The following is a 15,461-nucleotide window of genomic DNA, read 5'->3' as shown; positions in this document are numbered from 1 at the left end:
AGATAATTCCGAGAATCGGGGAGGGGAAAATTACTGGCTCTCTGCGGGGGTAGGAGCGGGAAGTTTCGGCGCGATGGGCTGGACAACGGGGGCTGTCGGGGCGGTTTCCGGCGTGTCTGACGCAGAAGGCGGGGCAGAATCCGTATTTGAGGGTGTCTCTGTGGGAGGAGACGGTGCATCAGTCGGTGGATCCGCTCTGACCACCTCGACACGCCCGTCTTTCGGGTTATAAGAAAGTTTTTTACTTGCGGGTAAGGGAGGGAATGAACTGATGTAGCCTTTTTCGATGAGTTCATTTAGGCTGATCGGGTAACGGTTTTCAGTCGTAAAAAAGATTTTCACAACAGCCGAGACGGAATTTAGGGCGAGCATTTCCTCCGCGTGGGATTGGGCTCGGAGTGCGGCCGTGACCGGATCAGAAGCCTCCGGATTGGCACTTTGATTTGCTAAATGATCTGCCGCGGTCGGAATATCGGGTTTACCACAAGCAACCACGAGGAGAAGGGAGACGATTAATAAAATATACGGGGATAGGGTTACCATAAAATATTGTGTTTATTTAGAAAGTATTCATTTTATTCGTCAATGCAAATAAACAATTGTATTATTCCTGCCTATAATGAAGAGAATCATATAGGAGCTGTTATTTCCGTGGCGGCGCAATTTGTCCAGAAAATTTATGTAGTGGATGATGGCTCCAGTGATCGTACAGAGCAAATAGCTGAGCAGGCCGGAGCGGTGGTGATCCGTCTCAAAAAGAGGATCGGGAAAGGTTATGCCCTGAGGGAAGGAATCAGGCATGCCCTGGCCGGAGGTGCTGATAACCTTATTCTGATGGATGCCGATGCACAGCACGATCCGCATGATATCCCCCTATTTTTAAAAGAATCGATCGATTTTCCCCAGTCCATGATTATCGGGAATCGCATGGGGTCTGCGACATCGATGCCTTTAGCCCGGAGGCTGACTAACCGCCTGATGAGTATGATCCTCTCGCGGATATCGCGTAAACGCCTGTCCGACAGCCAGTGCGGGTTCCGATTGATCCCGGCGGGGTTAGCCCAGCAGTGGAGCCTCGAAAGTAATTATTTCGAAATCGAGTCGGAGATGATCCTGAAAGCGGCGGCTTTGGGCTGGGATATCCACCAGATGCCCGTTTCCTGCTCTTATCGTCACGGGCGACAAAGTCGGATCATGCCCCTTTTGGATTCGTGGCGGTGGTTGAGATTTATCATGAGGGGTGTACTCTCCAAAGCCCGGTAATCCCCTGCAATGGACGGACGCCTGTTTCGGGTAAGATTCTTGAGGTCCCTAAAAAAATCAAATGGCGCTTTTCCGGGGCTTTGATATACAGGGGGGCATGCAAAATGGAAAAATCACGATTCTGGCTAGGATTCATGCAAAACCCGAGCATTCAGTAAAAATTAAGGAATGGGTTATGACAAAACTCATCCCCCAGACACGTGCCGAGCCGGGATGTCTCCAGTATGACTTTCATCAATCCCATAATGACGAAAACCTTTTTGTTTTTTTTGAGAATTTTAAAGATCAGGCGGCTTTTGATTTTCATGCGAATGCCCCCTACACTAAAGAATTCCTCACGGCGATGGAAACGATGACCCGCGATGGCGGTGTGAAAGTCGATATCCTTCATCATATTGCCTAACCCCACGGGACTCTGGAATTCATGAAAGGGCTGAAATTATTTATCGGGATCGAACTCCTGCCCTTTGTATTTGCCCTGAGCCAGACATTTTTCCAGACGATCTCGTCCATGGGGGATCCGGGTTTATTTCTGGAATCCCGGTATTTCATCTTCTTTATGTCGGGTTTTTTAGCGTGGGTGGTGATTTTTTTTACGTTACCGAAGCCGATGCGCCTCTATGTGCTGGGCCATGAGTTAACCCATGCGATTTGGGTTCTCGCCATGGGCGGGCGTGTGACGGGGTTCAAGGTGGGTAAGGATGGAGGGTATGTACAGACGGACACGGTGAATTTCTGGATCGCGCTGGCGCCGTATTTTTTCCCGATCTACACGGTTTTTCTCGTGATCATTTACGGGCTAAGTAATCTCGTTTGGGATCTCGGGCCATATCTCGTCTGGTTGTATTTCCTGATTGGATTAACATGGTCCTTCCATGTGGTTTTCACCCTAAAAATGATTCCGACAGTGCAGCCGGATATTACCAGTAATGGATGGGTGTTTTCCCTCGTGGTGATCTACCTGATTAATATCCTGATTATCTGGTTATTCCTCCTTTTTGTCGTCCCGGAATTAAAGTGGGGGAGCAATTTGCTTTTGCTTTGGGAGAATACGGTCGCTGCATATATATGGGTATTAAAAACGGTTTACCGGTTTTTTATGGACATTTATAGTTATATTCGATGAGTCATCTCATATAATTATACATTTTTTAATGATGACGCTTGCGGTTCCTCCCGGACTTTGCTTAAAAGGTCGTATATGTTATTGAGCGAAATGCTCACATCAAATGTGATTATCCCGGAATTAAAAGCCACGGACAGGTGGAGCTGTATCGGTGAGCTTGTTGATTGTGTCGTTGCTGCTGGGCATTTGTCCGCAGGTGACCGCAAAACCGTCTATGACCTTCTCGTGAATCGTGAGATGCTCATGACCACGGGGATTGGCCACGGCATAGCGATTCCGCATGCTTCTTATGACGGGACAAAAACGATGGTGGCCGCTTTTGGCCGTTCTTTATCAGGTATTTCTTTCGAGGCCCTCGATGGTAAACCCGTCCATTATGTCACCCTGTTAGTGGTGCCAAAGCTCCAGTTCCAGACACATTTGAGGACACTATCCGTTTTGGCGAAATTCTATAATGATCCCGCCCGCCGGACTCAGATAGACCAAGCAGGGTCATCAGAAGATATTGCCAAGTGTTTCCAAGTGCCGATTGATTAATCAGGGCACACCCGGAAATTCTTCTGGATTAATCCGCCGGATTTCTTCATTCCTCTTGGTTAGATTATGAAATTGGTTCCATTGCAAATTGCAGAAGTGTTTTCCCCCGTCATTAACCAGATCGCCGCGCGTGATGTCCCAGTTGTGTCCTTGATCAAACCCTGCCTCGACGCACAGTTCGGCGATTACCAGTGTAATATCGCCATGGTTTTGGCAAAGGAACTTAAACGTAATCCCCGTGAACTTGCCGAACAAATCATCAAGGAGACTGATCTCACAGCGATTTGTGAGCCCCTCGAGATCGCGGGAGCAGGCTTTATTAACCTACGCTTGAGGAAAGATTTCCTAGCATCGTGCCTGACCCGGATGGTCACCGAGCAAAACCTCGGTGTGGACAAGACAGAAAAACCTAAAAAAATCGTTATCGACTTCTCCTCGCCGAATGTCGCCAAACAAATGCATGTCGGCCATATCCGGTCCACCATTCTCGGGGATACCCTCGCAAGTATCTTGCGTTTCTCAGGGCACGAGGTCATTACTGATAATCATATCGGCGATTGGGGAACCCAATTCGGCAAATTACTTTTGGGTTACAAAAACGATTTGGATAAGGCCGCTCTCGACCGTGACCCGATTGCCGAACTCGAACGCCTCTACAAACTCGTGAATGACCAATGTGAGAAAGAGAAAAAGGAGGAAAAGAGCGAAACGATCCATGCCGCGCGTGAGGAGCTGCGCAAGCTCCAGGACGGGGATTGTGAAAATCTGGAACTCTGGGAACGTTTCATCGAAATGTCGAAGGGCTCTTTCGACCGTATCTATACCCGGCTCGGAGTGAGATTTGACTATACCCTGGGGGAGAGTTTTTATAATCCGAAACTTAAGGCTGTCGTCCAGGAACTCATCGCCGCGCAAATTGCCCGGGAGAGCGAAGGGGCTATTGTGGTATTTTTCGACGGGGAAAAAGAGCTGGGGGATAAACCTTTCCTGATCCAGAAAAGTGACGGGGCGGCCCTATACTCCACCACCGATCTGGCCACACTCAAATACCGTATGGAGGAATGGAAAGCCGACGAAATCATTTATGTGACGGACAGTCGTCAGCAGCTGCATTTTAAACAGCTTTTTGCCACCGCAAAAAAATGGGGTATTGATGTCAAACTCACCCATGTCTGCTTCGGCACCATCCTCGGCCCCGATAATAAGCCGATTAAAACCCGCTCGGGTGAACCGGTCAAACTCGTCGATCTTTTGGACGAAGCCGAGGCTCGCGCGGCAAAATTAATCGAGACTAAAGGTGAATTCACTGATGACACCAAAAAGCAAATTGCGCGTGTGGTAGGGATTGGTTCACTCAAATATGCCGATATCGGGCAGAACCGCACACTTGATTACGTCTTTGACTGGGACAAATTACTCTCCCTTAACGGGAATACCGCTCCGTATTTGCAGAATGCCTATGCCCGGATCCAGTCGATCTTCCGCAAGGGACAAGTGGAGCTATCCGGTGTGCCCGAATGGGAGCTTGTCGAGCCACAGGAGATTACCTTAGGCAAACACTTGCTGCGTTTTGGGGAACTCCTCCAGGTGGTCGTGGAGGATTATCGTCCGCACGTGATGTGTACCTATCTTTTTGAACTCGCCCAGATGTACCACAGTTTCTACGAACATTGTCCGGTCCTCAAAAGCGAGGGCAATTTGCGTGAGTCCCGCCTGCACCTTTGCGAGCTGACCGCAAAAACCCTCCAGACGGGATTGGCCCTCCTCGGGATCGAGACTGTCGAGCAAATGTAAAAAAGCCCGCGTTTTTTGTCGTTATAGGGAAGCGAGTCTCGTGAGAATCTCTCTCTCGTCTTCCCAGTTCTTCCGCCGGATTATTCCTCGATGTGACCGTCTTTCCAGAGCTCTTCCAGGGCGTAGTAGCGGCGTGCGTCAGGGTGGAAGATATGGACGTAAACATCCCCAAAATTCAGGATGATCCATTTACTTTCGACTGTGCCATCCCGTACAATACAAGGGGAGGACGTGTGTTTCATCTGGAATTCGAGTTCCTCAGCGATCGCTCTGATTTGTGGATCGGACATACCGGAGCAGATCAGGAAATAATCAGTGAATGAAGTCAGGCCCTCGACATTAATGATCACGGGGTCTTCTCCTTTTTTGTCTTCGATGAGCGAACGCAATTTGCGTGCGAGATCAAGACCCGGTGAGGGAAGGGAAGGTGTCCTTTTTTTGGCCGCCTGTTTTTGGGGAACAGGTTTTTTTAAGACGGCTTTTTTAACCTTGGTCACCGATTTTTTGGCCGGCACCTTTTTCGGCGCGGCTTTTACGGAAGGTTTAAGTGCTTTTTTAACGGGGGCGGATTTATTTGTTTTTTTCGGGGGCATAAGATTTCGATGGGGATATTAGACCTTCTACGCTCTCGGGCACAAGCCCGTGTATTGATAATTTTTTAGCGAGTCTTTGGCGGATTTCGGTCGAGGAAATGTCTATGGCTCTGGCTTCGAGCCGTTTAAAGGTAAATCCGGTGAGCTTTTGAGGGTTGATTCTCGTGCCGGGCCTTGCGGCGATCACGAGGGTGCAGTCCCGGGCAATTTGCTCCGGATGGCGCCATCCGCTGATTTCATTGACATTATCAGCACCGATGAGCCAGAAGAGTTCCGCCCCGGGGAATTGTTTTTTGAACTCTTTAAGGGTCAGGTAGGTATAAGAAATCCCTTTTCGTTTGATCTCGATATCAGATGCTGACATCTTGTCGATCCCTGATAATGCGGCTTTGACGAGGGCATAACGTTTTTTGGCCGGGAGGAATATTTCCCATTTGTGGGGGGGGGTCGCACTGGGGATGACATAGAGATGATCCAGGGCACATTGCTCGATAGCATCCATGGCCAGAAGCAGGTGTCCTGTATGGAAGGGGTCGAAAGTGCCGCCGAAAAGGCCGATTCTTTTGAATTTCGTCTTTGAATTTCTCACTGGTTTCAGTGAGTGTTCTGGGGAATTCAGTCCCAATTGTCAAACATTCAAGAGTATCCATGAAAATCATCGTCACAGCAGGCCCGAGTTATGAACCCATCGACCAAGTGCGGCGCGTGACGAATTTCTCCACGGGGCGGTTAGGGACGGAGTTAGCGTTATACTTGATGGATTTCGGTCATGAGGTGACTTTATTGCTCGGGGAATTAGCGACCTATCATTGTGCGGCTTTGGACAATACCGGGGACGCAGGCCACGAGCAGATGGGAAAAAAAGGCCTGGAGATAGTCCGTTTCACCACGGCGGATGATTTGCTGGCGCTATTTACGAAACGGAAAGGACAAGCGGGGGCGATTTTCCATTGTGCAGCCGTGGGGGATTTTAAGGTGGCCTCAGTGAGGGATGAGCAGGGGCGTCCACTTCCCTATGGCAAAATACCGACAAATCACCCGAAAGTTTTTATTGAAATGCAGCCCACGGTGAAAATCCTGCCCCGGTTGCGTAAACTTTATCCGGAGAGCCGGATTATCGGTTGGAAATACGAAGTCGATGGGAATCAGGACACGGCCATTAAAAAAGGGCGGGAACAAATAAAAACATCTGCCACGGATGGTTGTGTGGTAAATGGCCCGGCCTGGGGTAAGGGTTATGGATTCTTAAACACCACAGAGGGCCTCACGCCTGCAGACGGTTCTCCGGCTTTATTTCGACTCCTTGGCGAAGAGGTTTTTCATCTTCCTGACTTCCAAAAGCGCGCTGAATCGTGATTTGATGGGAGGGCATTTCGATCCACGGCCCGCCATCGTGATAATGGAATGAGATGGAGTCCTCACGGACGTAGATCTCGGATATGCTCGCGGTTTGCTCTTTTATCCCTTTGCAGGCGGGGGTCAGGTCATTACAGACTTGTGTGCTGAAATGAAAGTCGTGGAGGATATCCTCGGTTGGTTCCCCATTTAGGGTGATGAGTTTTTCCCATTGGTGCTGGCGGTAACGCCTCGCCGAGATCTCTTCCCTCGCTGAGGTGCTCCAAAGCTGGGGTTTGTTTTGTTTATCGAGGGAGGTCATGATACGCCCATCCCATTCCCAGTTGAGGATTTTAAATCCATCGTCAGGATGTTGGATAATACAAACGAGACCAAAGGGGGAATAGGATTGCTGGTCGAGGGCCTGGACTTTGGAGCGGATCTCTCCCTCACTCATGGACCCGAGGAGCTTGAGGATGAGTCTGTCCCGGCTGCGTTCACCGATTTTTTTCTCGATACGGGGTCGGTTCAAAACGGCAAAAGTAGTGCCATTGGACTGGACCGCTACCCAAGGGCCGCTGGCGACTTTATCCAGAGGATATACCACCTGCACATTCCCTTTGCGGAAAACTTGGGGGAGCTTGGCGGTCCCGCGCTTTTTAGAGGTGTCGCGGTTGAACCGGAGGGAATACTCATTCTTGGATCGTGGATAATAGGTCAATGTACTCATGAATCATTTTTTTTCGTAAATCTTCAAGCGCCCTTTTTTCTGCGAAAAAACAGTCGCAGGCGGGGGTTCTCTTTTGCCACTATAACGGGATTTACGCGCAATTTGCAATCATGGTTTATCGAGAACTCGCACAGGCCTGAAATGGGCTCACGGACTATCTCATGCCGGGACAAAAGAGGTTTATGCTCGCCCGGAAACGGTTCAGGTCAGAGCACAATATACAGCCTGACCATCAACCCCAACGCATTGATGCCGATTGATAATCAGAATCTTTGGACACCGTTGTTTGAGACCGTAGGCCTTTGAAGTGAATGACGCTGGACTCGCTTTGTCTCCCCCGCCGGCAGCGTCTCGGAAACCCTATTTCTCCGCAAAAGCCTCGATCACCAAAGCAAGTGGCATGGGCATCCTGCCCATGAACCGCACAGACCATGGGCGGGACGCCTAAGGCACGGGTGTCTCCAGTGGACTTTGTGTGAGAGACGTTCAAGTTATCATTTTCAGGTTCAGTACTCATTTAATATCTCCCTTCTTGAGTGAGGATGGAATCGAATATGTCTAAGATACCTTGAAAATCTTCTTTTTGCCATTCCAAAGGAATGTCGCGCAAATTGCTTGAGAGCAAGAGGTTAGTTCATTTCTTCTCACATTGATTTTGAACCATTGCCGTTTCCCTCATGGGTGTCAAAGCTTATGAGACAATTCGGGGGATCAGGATAATAGAGGTCAAATATTGCACTTCAAGCGGTGTGTGATAGTTTAGTGGGCAAATGGCCTACGATTCACAGAGAGAATTTATTCAGAAGCTCGAGGAGAAAGGTGAACTCATCCGGATCACCATGCCGGTGGATACCGACCTTGAGATCACCGAGATAGCTGAGCGCGAAATGAAAAAGCCCGGCGGGGGCAAGGCACTTCTCTTTGAAAAGCCTGTGGTAAATGGAGCAGTTTCCGCTTTTCCGCTCCTGATTAATGCCATGGGGTCTGAACGTCGGATGGAGCTTTGTTTCGGGGATCGTCCCGTGTCGCAGGTGGCTGACGAAATCTCCGCACTTTTGAAGGCCAAACCACCGAGGTCCATCGGTGAGGCGATACCCTTGCTCAAGCTCGGATTAGGCGTCATGCTGCATGCAAAACCTTCCACAGTCCGGAGTGGTTCCTGCAAGGATCATATCTACCTCATGGATGACCCGGCCAATCAATTTACCCTCGATGATTTACCCGTGCTGAAATGTTGGCCCCATGATGGCGGCCGGTTTGTGACCTTTCCAAATGTCTATACACAGGACCCGGATACCGGTGAACGCAATATCGGGATGTACCGGATGCAGGTTTATGACGGGAAATCCACCGGGATGCATTGGCAGGTGCACAAGGTCGGGGCACGCCACGGGCGGCGTTATTATGAGGAAGGTAAAAAAATGCCGGTATCTGTTTGTCTCGGCGGAGACCCGGTGCTCACCTTTGCCGCCACGGCTCCTATGCCCGACGGGCTTGACGAGGTGCTTCTGGCAGGATTCCTACGCCGGAAATCTGTGCCGATGGTCAAATGTGAGACTAATGACCTGATGGTGCCGGCGAATTCCGATTTTGTCATCGAAGGTTATGTCGATCCGGCTGAATCCCGCACAGAAGGTCCTTTCGGTGATCATACCGGGTTCTACACGCCCGAGGATGAATACCCCGTTTTTCACGTCACGGCGATCACGCACCGCAAAGATGCGGTTTATCCGGCCACAGTCGTGGGGATTCCTCCGATGGAGGATTTCTACATGGGGGATGTCAGTGTGCGCATCTTTTTCCCGATGATGAAAATGCTGCATCCGGAGATCGTGGATATCCACCTGCCACCGGAGGGGGTCTTTCATAATCTCGTGATTGTCTCGATCAAAAAGCAATACCCTTGGCAGGCATTTAAAATCATGCATGGGCTGTGGGGCATGGGGCAAATGATGTTCACCAAGATCATGGTCGTCGTCGATCATGATGTGGACGTGCGTAATAACAGCCAGTGGCTCTGGTGGATGTGCGGGAATATCGAGCCGCAACGAGACATGATTTTTACCAAAGGCCCGACCGACTCTCTCGACCACGCTTCGACCCTGCCGAATATCGGGACGAAGGTAGGGATCGACGCCACGCGCAAATTGCCCGGGGAAGGGTATGATAAACGTGTCTGGCCAGACAAGGTGGAAATGCCCGATGCAATTAAAACCAAGGTGGACCAGATGATAAAAGGAATTCCCGGATTATGAGGTTTGTCATCGGCATCACCGGGGCCAGCGGGGCCATCTACGCACAGAGACTCCTCGACCGCCTCGATCCTCAAGAACACGAGGTCCATGTGGTCATGACTAAATTCGCCCACCAGGTCGTGGCCGAGGAGATTGGGGAACTCAAGCTACGCGAGGGGGTGCACCACCACCGTGACGCGACGATGAATGTCCCCTTTGTCAGTGGCTCGGCCATTTTTGACTGTATGGTGATCGTTCCTTGTTCCATGGGGACCGTAGGCCGGATCGTTTACGGCACTTCCGAGACGACCTTGCTCCGTGCGGCGGATGTTTTCCTCAAGGAGAAACGAAAGTTGATCCTCGTCCCGAGGGAGACGCCATTTAACCTGATCCACGCAAAAAACATCGTGAGCGCGATGGAAGCCGGTGCGATGGTGATCCCTGCCATGCCTTCGTATTACCATAATCCCGAATCCATCGAAGACCTCGCCGACACTGTCGTCGCCCGCATCCTCGACCACATGGGTGTCGCCCACCATATTTCCCGCCGTTGGAAAGACGAAACCGAGTAGACGAGCAAGTTGCTCACGTGCTGGGGAGAGAGTTTAATTTTGTTTCATCCAGCTTGTCTTTTGTCGGGCGGGTGTAATACTCCAGTCGACATGAATACCCCGGACCGCCGGAAAACCCCTCGATGGGCTTTTTGCCCCTTGCCTTTAAAGTCAGCTGGATAACTATGACATTTTCTTCCCTTGGACTCGCCGATACATTACTGGCCGCATTAACAGAAAATCAATTTGCCGCACCATACCCGGTGCAAGAACAGGTGATCCCACCTATTTTGGAAGGGAAAGATATTCTAGGGATCGCAAAAACGGGTTCGGGAAAAACAGCGGGTTATGTATTGCCCATCCTTCATTTGCTGGAGAAACGTTCACCGGGGAGGAACCGCTATGTTCCGGTATTGGTTCTGGTTCCGACACGGGAACTCGCTATACAGGTGGGTGAAGTCTTTAAACTTTTTGGACGGTCATTAAACCGGCGGATTAAAACCCTGTCGGTTTACGGGGGAGTCTCGATCAATCCCCAGATGATGAAAATGAGCGGGGTCGATATTCTCGTCGCCACTACCGGGAGGTTACTGGATTTAATCTCGTCAAAGGCCGTTTATCTTTCGGACGTAAAAATCCTTGTTTTGGATGAGGCGGATAAAATGTTGAATATGGGTTTCCAAGAGGAAATGACCCGGATATTTAAGCTGCTCCCAGCGAAACGCCAAAACCTTCTCTTCTCCGCCACCCTTGGCAAAGATATCGATACGGTGACTGAATTCCTCCTGCACGATCCGGTGAAAGTCGAAATCCAGGAAGAGGAACAAAACCTCGATCTGATCACGCAAATAGCGTACGCCATCGCTGAGGAAAAAAAGGGGCCTTTCCTGCGGTATTTAATCAAGACACAGGATATGCAGCAGGTATTGGTATTTACCTCATCGGTTTTTAAGGCGGATAGTGTCGTGCAGAAACTCAAGATTAACGATATCCAGGCTGAGGCCATGCATAGTAAAAAGAGCCAGGGTGCGCGGACTGATGTCCTGAGGAATTTTAAATCAGGCAAACTCCGAGTGCTTGTCTCCACGGATATCATGTCCCGGGGTATCGACATCCCTTTCCTGCCTTACGTAATCAATTACGAGCTGCCCCGTTCACCCAAAGATTATATTCACCGCATTGGCCGGACCGGACGGGCGGAGTCACCCGGTCAAGCCATCTCCCTCATCAGCCCGGGGGATGAGCACCACTTCCAGGTCATCCAAAAAAAGATGAAAAAACAAGTCCCCTTAACCGCGACTCAAGAGATCAAATTGCACGGCTTTTAGTGGAGGGACTCCCCCCCCCCCCTTCTCTTTAAAAGGGTGAGCAATTTGCTTGATGCGAAGAAGTTAATCATTCCTCGTGGTGAACCGCACCGGGAGAAAATCCGGGAAGGCAGATGGCGATGTATTTAGCTCTGCTAGGATGTGGCGTACGATAACGGACTCGTTCACCCTTCTGGATAATGATGGCTTGACCCGCATTAACAAAGAATGTGGTTTCATTTGTTTCGACATTGAGTAGGCCATTGAGGACAACGGTATATTCGTCGAATTCATTTGTCTGAAAGGGGCAGACCAATCAGTGGGACTGGTCATTTTGGCAATGCTGAGTGTGGAGGTCTTTGAATTTACCAAGCCGATAAATACCTCGATGATTCCTTGATTGTCGGGAACTATCTCAAAAGCGGGGTGACTCTCAAACTCTCCTTGCCGAGCGGACTCTTGTGGAATTATGTCAGTAACGGGAATAATATCTCGGTGTCGGGGAGTAATTCAGACTCTGGTGGGGCTGTGAATTCGGGGGTCGCATTTTTTTAATCGTTTTGACATTCTTTATAATACACAAAGTGGGCTCATTGGATTTGCAGCGGTCCCTGAGCCTTCTACAAAGGCCCTGATGATTATTTTGGGGTTGGCATAGCTCCTTTTTCTTCTAAAAAAAGAAAGTTAAATTACAGGAATTCTGATAGACATTTTACGGGATGCTCCGTTAAATATGAGGTATGAGCGCAGGTTTTTTAAAAGAATTCGGTTTCTTCTGTAAGCTTGACGAGGTGGATGGTCAGGCTCTTTTGGAGACTTTCAAGACGGCCTATTTTAAAGAGAAAGATGTTATTCTTGAGGAGGGGATGGCTAATGATGCCCTCTATCTGGTCCAGACCGGGAGTGTAGATGTGGTCAAAATCCAGGAAGACAAAGAAATTCTACTCGCGCACATTGGTCCAAAAGGTTTTTTCGGTGAAGCTTCCCTTTTTCATTCAGTCTGTGCAACAGCCACAGTGGTGGCTGCGCAGGATACCTGTATTAACTACATTAAACACAATGTTTTATTGGATTATATCCATGAACGCCCAGAAGCCGGAGTGAAAATCCTGATGGAAATCCTGAAATCGGCTTGTTTCCGCTTGGCTACGGCGAATGAAAAGCTCGGAGATTTTCTTTATTGGATGAATACCCTTGAGCCGGAAGGGCTCCAAAAGATGCGTATTCTCTCTGCTGGAGCGGAAGATGAAGAACAATCCTAGAAAACTACTTGCGTCGATTTAGTAATTCATGTATACAAGGCCGTTCAATCAAAAAGGATTTTGAGACATGGTGAATAAAGCGGAAGTAATTAAAGAATACCAAAAACAAGGTACGGACACTGGTTCGGCTGATGTGCAAGTTGCGCTTTTGACAAAGCGGATCAATGAATTAACACATCACTTCAAAGACCACAAAAAAGATCACAGCTCACGCCGTGGACTTTTGATGATGGTAAACCGCCGTCGCGGTTTATTAGATTATCTCAAACGTACTGACAAAGTGCGTTATCAAGATTTGATCAAGAAACTCGAGTTGCGCAGGTAATTATACTTGCGGCAACTTGCTTCTCTTGCTCGGTTTTAAAAAACACAAAAATAAAACGATAGATAGATTGTATTATTCTTGCTGGCGGGAAGTCATGAGTGCCGGCTGGAAGACTAGATTCTAGAACAAAGCTGGCAAATCTTTCCCACCGGGAAAAGCGGGCTTCGTTCTGTAATCTAAGCTTTCAAGTCACTTCTTCATTCCCTGCATAGCGCAGGAAATATTATTCTGTCTGTTCTTAATCAATACAAAGAATAAACAAGGAATATATGTCACATTTAAAAGTAGCCCGTCAAATCGGCCATACTGAATTAATCATTGAAACAGGTAAACTCGCCAAACAAGCCAACGGGGCGGTAACACTTACTTATGGCGAAACAGTCGTTTTTGTCGCAGTTACTGCGGCTGATTCAGTCAAGGACGGACAAGATTTTTTCCCCCTGACAGTAGAATACAAGGAGAAATCCGCTTCTGCCGGTAGATTCCCCGGTGGATACTTCAAGCGTGAAGGCCGTCCTACAGAAAAAGAAATCCTGACTTGCCGCATGACGGATCGCCCGATCCGCCCGCTTTTCCCAGAAGGTTTTTTCAACGAAGTGCAGATCATCTCCATGACATTCTCTTTGGATGGTGAGAATGATCCCGATATTTTAAGCATTAACGGTGCATCCACTGCCTTGATGGTTTCTGATATTCCTTTTGAAGGACCGATCGGAGCTGTTCGCGTCGGACGGGTCAATGGGCAATTTGTTGCGAATCCCACCCATTCAGACCGCGCTGATTCAGATTTGGACCTCGTTTATGTAGGTACGGACAATGAGATCATGATGCTGGAAGGTTCCTCAAAGGAATTAACCGAAGACGAGTTCTTTGCCGCGCTGCAATTTGCGCAAGTCCAAGTCAAAGAGATTATCGACCTTCAACGTGAACTCGCCAAGCTGGTGAATAAAACCAAACGTATTTACCCGCTTTCTGTTGTCCGCCCTGAAGTCATGGCCACAGCTAAAAATGCTGTCGATGGCAAAGTAGATGCCGCCATCTCGATACCCGGCAAGCTTGAACGCCAAGCCGCTTCCGCCGCCCTTGCTGCTGAAGCCAAGGCTGCCATTAAAGCCAATCACGCGGATGCGACAGATTTTGAACTCCGCGAAGCGTATCACAAGATTGAAAATGATGCAGTCCGTGCCCAGTTACTGGCCGGTAAACGCATGGACGGACGTGCCCCCGAAGACCTCCGCCCGATTACTTGTGAGGTCGGCCTCTACCCACGCGCACACGGGTCAGCCCTTTTCCAACGTGGCGAGACTCAAGCGGTTGTTTTTGCAACCCTCGGTTCCGAGGACGATGTCCAGGAATTCGACGCTATTTCAGGTGGTGAAAGCGAAAAACGTTTTATTCTCCATTATAATTTCCCTCCTTTCAGCGTGGGTGAAACCGGGCGTTTCGGTTCCCCCGGACGTCGTGAGATCGGACACGGAAACTTAGCCGAACGCTCCATTGAGCCGATGATGCCGAAGGATAACTTCCCCTATGCAGTTCGTCTGACTGCTGAAATCATGGAGTCAAATGGTTCCACATCGATGGCTAGTGTTTGCGGTGGTACCTTAGCGCTTCTCGATGCTGGTGTGCCGATGAAAGCCCCGGTTGCGGGTATTTCCATTGGGATGTGCACAGAGTTTGATGCAGCGGGTAACCGTGGTAAATCCGTCCTCCTGACCGATATCATCGGCAGCGAAGACCATTACGGCGACATGGACTTCAAAGTCACCGGTAGCCGTAAAGGAATCACCGGATTCCAGCTCGACTTAAAAATCCGCGGTTTAACCTTTGATCTAGCCAAAGTCGCTTTGGAAAAAGCAAAAACCACTCGTTATCATATTCTCGACATTATGGAAGCAGCCATTGCTGCTCCCCGGACTGAAATGTCCCAATACGCGCCCCGTATCCACACGGTCCGTATTCCTTCCGGAAAAATCGGTCTTATTATCGGGCCAGGCGGAAAAACAATTAAATCCATCACGGCAGAGACAGGTTGTGATATCAATATTGATGACCGTGGAGACCATGGTCTCGTAAAAATCTGCTCGAATAATAGCGAAGCTGCTGACCGTGCCGTCCAGATTATCCGATCCATGACTGAAGAAGTCGAAATCGGTAAGATTTATCATGGGACAGTGACAGGAACCAAGGAATTTGGCGCTTTTGTCGAAGTCCTGCCCGGACAAGAGGGGCTTTGCCATATTAGTGAACTCGCCGATGTACGCGTTCGCCAGACCGAAGATGTCGTTAAAATCGGTGATCGTGTCTGGGTGAAGGTACTTGGGGTTGACGAACGCGGCAAAATAAGGCTTAGTCGTAAGCAGGCAATGGCTGAAAAGTCAGAGCAAAATACGAACTCCTAAGC

At 49.3% G+C, this 15,461-nt stretch carries 19 protein-coding genes; 14 read left to right on the top strand and 5 right to left on the bottom strand.

What is annotated here, in order from left to right:
* Window positions 1–30: 30 nt before the first annotated feature.
* Complete coding sequence (locus SGI98_03265) at window positions 31–543, bottom strand: hypothetical protein (GenBank protein ID MDZ4742422.1); 513 nt, start codon at window positions 541–543, stop codon at window positions 31–33.
* Between the two features lie 42 nt (window positions 544–585).
* On the opposite strand from SGI98_03265, the gene SGI98_03260 reads away from it, so the two are divergent.
* The 5 genes from SGI98_03260 to argS all read left to right on the top strand — a co-directional run bounded on the left by SGI98_03260 (window position 586) and on the right by argS (window position 4,720).
* Window positions 586–1,263: a glycosyltransferase family 2 protein gene (locus tag SGI98_03260; GenBank protein ID MDZ4742421.1), complete on the top strand. Its 678-nt coding sequence runs from the start codon at window positions 586–588 to the stop codon at window positions 1,261–1,263.
* A gap of 61 nt (window positions 1,264–1,324) precedes the next feature.
* Window positions 1,325–1,666 carry a putative quinol monooxygenase gene (locus SGI98_03255; protein MDZ4742420.1) on the top strand — a complete coding sequence of 114 codons (342 nt, stop codon included), beginning with the start codon at window positions 1,325–1,327 and terminating at the stop codon, window positions 1,664–1,666.
* 21 nt (window positions 1,667–1,687) lie between these two features.
* On the top strand, window positions 1,688–2,389 hold the full coding sequence (locus SGI98_03250) for a hypothetical protein (GenBank protein ID MDZ4742419.1): 702 nt from the start codon (window positions 1,688–1,690) through the stop codon (window positions 2,387–2,389).
* Between the two features lie 75 nt (window positions 2,390–2,464).
* A complete protein-coding gene (locus SGI98_03245) occupies window positions 2,465–2,926 on the top strand; it encodes a PTS sugar transporter subunit IIA (GenBank protein MDZ4742418.1) in 462 nt (153 codons plus the stop codon).
* A 66-nt stretch (window positions 2,927–2,992) separates the two neighbouring features.
* Complete coding sequence (argS, locus tag SGI98_03240) at window positions 2,993–4,720, top strand: arginine--tRNA ligase (protein MDZ4742417.1); 1,728 nt, start codon at window positions 2,993–2,995, stop codon at window positions 4,718–4,720.
* Between the two features lie 80 nt (window positions 4,721–4,800).
* Here argS and rsfS read toward each other — a convergent pair whose 3' ends face one another.
* Both rsfS and nadD read right to left on the bottom strand, forming a co-directional pair.
* Window positions 4,801–5,313, bottom strand: a complete 513-nt coding sequence (rsfS, locus tag SGI98_03235; protein ID MDZ4742416.1) for a ribosome silencing factor — start codon at window positions 5,311–5,313, stop codon at window positions 4,801–4,803.
* The gene (gene nadD / locus SGI98_03230; GenBank protein MDZ4742415.1) at window positions 5,291–5,902 is read right to left on the bottom strand and encodes a nicotinate-nucleotide adenylyltransferase; all 612 of its coding nucleotides are present in this window, start codon (window positions 5,900–5,902) and stop codon (window positions 5,291–5,293) included. The genes rsfS and nadD overlap by 23 nt, the downstream gene beginning before the upstream one ends.
* A gap of 59 nt (window positions 5,903–5,961) precedes the next feature.
* On the opposite strand from nadD, the gene SGI98_03225 reads away from it, so the two are divergent.
* Window positions 5,962–6,669 carry a phosphopantothenoylcysteine decarboxylase gene (locus tag SGI98_03225; protein MDZ4742414.1) on the top strand — a complete coding sequence of 236 codons (708 nt, stop codon included), beginning with the start codon at window positions 5,962–5,964 and terminating at the stop codon, window positions 6,667–6,669.
* Here SGI98_03225 and SGI98_03220 read toward each other — a convergent pair.
* A complete protein-coding gene (locus SGI98_03220) occupies window positions 6,578–7,378 on the bottom strand; it encodes an NRDE family protein (protein ID MDZ4742413.1) in 801 nt (266 codons plus the stop codon). The genes SGI98_03225 and SGI98_03220 overlap by 92 nt on opposite strands.
* Before the next feature lie 307 nt (window positions 7,379–7,685).
* Between SGI98_03220 and SGI98_03215 the strand changes: the two genes are divergently transcribed.
* From SGI98_03215 to SGI98_03200, 4 genes are all read left to right on the top strand, one after another.
* Entirely contained in the window at window positions 7,686–7,826 is a 141-nt protein-coding gene (locus SGI98_03215) for a hypothetical protein (protein MDZ4742412.1), read from the top strand.
* Window positions 7,827–8,148: 322 nt separating this feature from the next.
* Complete coding sequence (locus SGI98_03210) at window positions 8,149–9,633, top strand: menaquinone biosynthesis decarboxylase (GenBank protein ID MDZ4742411.1); 1,485 nt, start codon at window positions 8,149–8,151, stop codon at window positions 9,631–9,633.
* Window positions 9,630–10,184, top strand: coding sequence for a UbiX family flavin prenyltransferase (locus tag SGI98_03205; protein MDZ4742410.1), 555 nt, complete (start codon window positions 9,630–9,632; stop codon window positions 10,182–10,184). The genes SGI98_03210 and SGI98_03205 overlap by 4 nt, the downstream gene beginning before the upstream one ends.
* A gap of 164 nt (window positions 10,185–10,348) precedes the next feature.
* Entirely contained in the window at window positions 10,349–11,491 is a 1,143-nt protein-coding gene (locus SGI98_03200) for a DEAD/DEAH box helicase (GenBank protein MDZ4742409.1), read from the top strand.
* Window positions 11,492–11,558: 67 nt separating this feature from the next.
* On the opposite strand, the gene SGI98_03195 is transcribed toward SGI98_03200, so the two are convergent.
* Window positions 11,559–11,786 (bottom strand): hypothetical protein, encoded by a 228-nt coding sequence (locus SGI98_03195; GenBank protein ID MDZ4742408.1) that lies wholly within the window; start codon window positions 11,784–11,786, stop codon window positions 11,559–11,561.
* 80 nt (window positions 11,787–11,866) lie between these two features.
* Between SGI98_03195 and SGI98_03190 the strand changes: the two genes are divergently transcribed.
* From SGI98_03190 to SGI98_03175, 4 genes are all read left to right on the top strand, one after another.
* Entirely contained in the window at window positions 11,867–12,025 is a 159-nt protein-coding gene (locus SGI98_03190) for a hypothetical protein (protein MDZ4742407.1), read from the top strand.
* A 185-nt stretch (window positions 12,026–12,210) separates the two neighbouring features.
* The gene (locus SGI98_03185; protein ID MDZ4742406.1) at window positions 12,211–12,732 is read left to right on the top strand and encodes a cyclic nucleotide-binding domain-containing protein; all 522 of its coding nucleotides are present in this window, start codon (window positions 12,211–12,213) and stop codon (window positions 12,730–12,732) included.
* A 67-nt stretch (window positions 12,733–12,799) separates the two neighbouring features.
* Window positions 12,800–13,057 carry a 30S ribosomal protein S15 gene (gene rpsO / locus SGI98_03180; protein MDZ4742405.1) on the top strand — a complete coding sequence of 86 codons (258 nt, stop codon included), beginning with the start codon at window positions 12,800–12,802 and terminating at the stop codon, window positions 13,055–13,057.
* Between the two features lie 269 nt (window positions 13,058–13,326).
* Entirely contained in the window at window positions 13,327–15,459 is a 2,133-nt protein-coding gene (locus tag SGI98_03175; GenBank protein ID MDZ4742404.1) for a polyribonucleotide nucleotidyltransferase, read from the top strand.
* Window positions 15,460–15,461: the final 2 nt, after the last annotated feature.

This window comes from Verrucomicrobiota bacterium, assembly GCA_034440155.1.
GTDB lineage: Bacteria > Verrucomicrobiota > Verrucomicrobiia > JAWXBN01 > JAWXBN01 > JAWXBN01.
Note: the sequence above shows the minus strand (reverse complement) of the source record. Positions and strands in the feature narration are given on the sequence as shown.

What these genes read in the sequence shown, in the direction of transcription:
- SGI98_03265 (MDZ4742422.1), bottom strand. Translation starts at nt 543, where the DNA reads ATGGTAACCCTATCCCCGTATATTTTATTAATCGTCTCCCTTCTCCTC.
- SGI98_03260 (MDZ4742421.1), top strand. Translation starts at nt 586, where the DNA reads ATGCAAATAAACAATTGTATTATTCCTGCCTATAATGAAGAGAATCAT.
- SGI98_03255 (MDZ4742420.1), top strand. Translation starts at nt 1,325, where the DNA reads ATGGCGCTTTTCCGGGGCTTTGATATACAGGGGGGCATGCAAAATGGA.
- SGI98_03250 (MDZ4742419.1), top strand. Translation starts at nt 1,688, where the DNA reads ATGAAAGGGCTGAAATTATTTATCGGGATCGAACTCCTGCCCTTTGTA.
- SGI98_03245 (MDZ4742418.1), top strand. Translation starts at nt 2,465, where the DNA reads ATGTTATTGAGCGAAATGCTCACATCAAATGTGATTATCCCGGAATTA.
- argS (MDZ4742417.1), top strand. Translation starts at nt 2,993, where the DNA reads ATGAAATTGGTTCCATTGCAAATTGCAGAAGTGTTTTCCCCCGTCATT.
- rsfS (MDZ4742416.1), bottom strand. Translation starts at nt 5,313, where the DNA reads ATGCCCCCGAAAAAAACAAATAAATCCGCCCCCGTTAAAAAAGCACTT.
- SGI98_03225 (MDZ4742414.1), top strand. Translation starts at nt 5,962, where the DNA reads ATGAAAATCATCGTCACAGCAGGCCCGAGTTATGAACCCATCGACCAA.
- SGI98_03220 (MDZ4742413.1), bottom strand. Translation starts at nt 7,378, where the DNA reads ATGAGTACATTGACCTATTATCCACGATCCAAGAATGAGTATTCCCTC.
- SGI98_03210 (MDZ4742411.1), top strand. Translation starts at nt 8,149, where the DNA reads ATGGCCTACGATTCACAGAGAGAATTTATTCAGAAGCTCGAGGAGAAA.
- SGI98_03205 (MDZ4742410.1), top strand. Translation starts at nt 9,630, where the DNA reads ATGAGGTTTGTCATCGGCATCACCGGGGCCAGCGGGGCCATCTACGCA.
- SGI98_03200 (MDZ4742409.1), top strand. Translation starts at nt 10,349, where the DNA reads ATGACATTTTCTTCCCTTGGACTCGCCGATACATTACTGGCCGCATTA.
- SGI98_03185 (MDZ4742406.1), top strand. Translation starts at nt 12,211, where the DNA reads ATGAGCGCAGGTTTTTTAAAAGAATTCGGTTTCTTCTGTAAGCTTGAC.
- rpsO (MDZ4742405.1), top strand. Translation starts at nt 12,800, where the DNA reads ATGGTGAATAAAGCGGAAGTAATTAAAGAATACCAAAAACAAGGTACG.
- SGI98_03175 (MDZ4742404.1), top strand. Translation starts at nt 13,327, where the DNA reads ATGTCACATTTAAAAGTAGCCCGTCAAATCGGCCATACTGAATTAATC.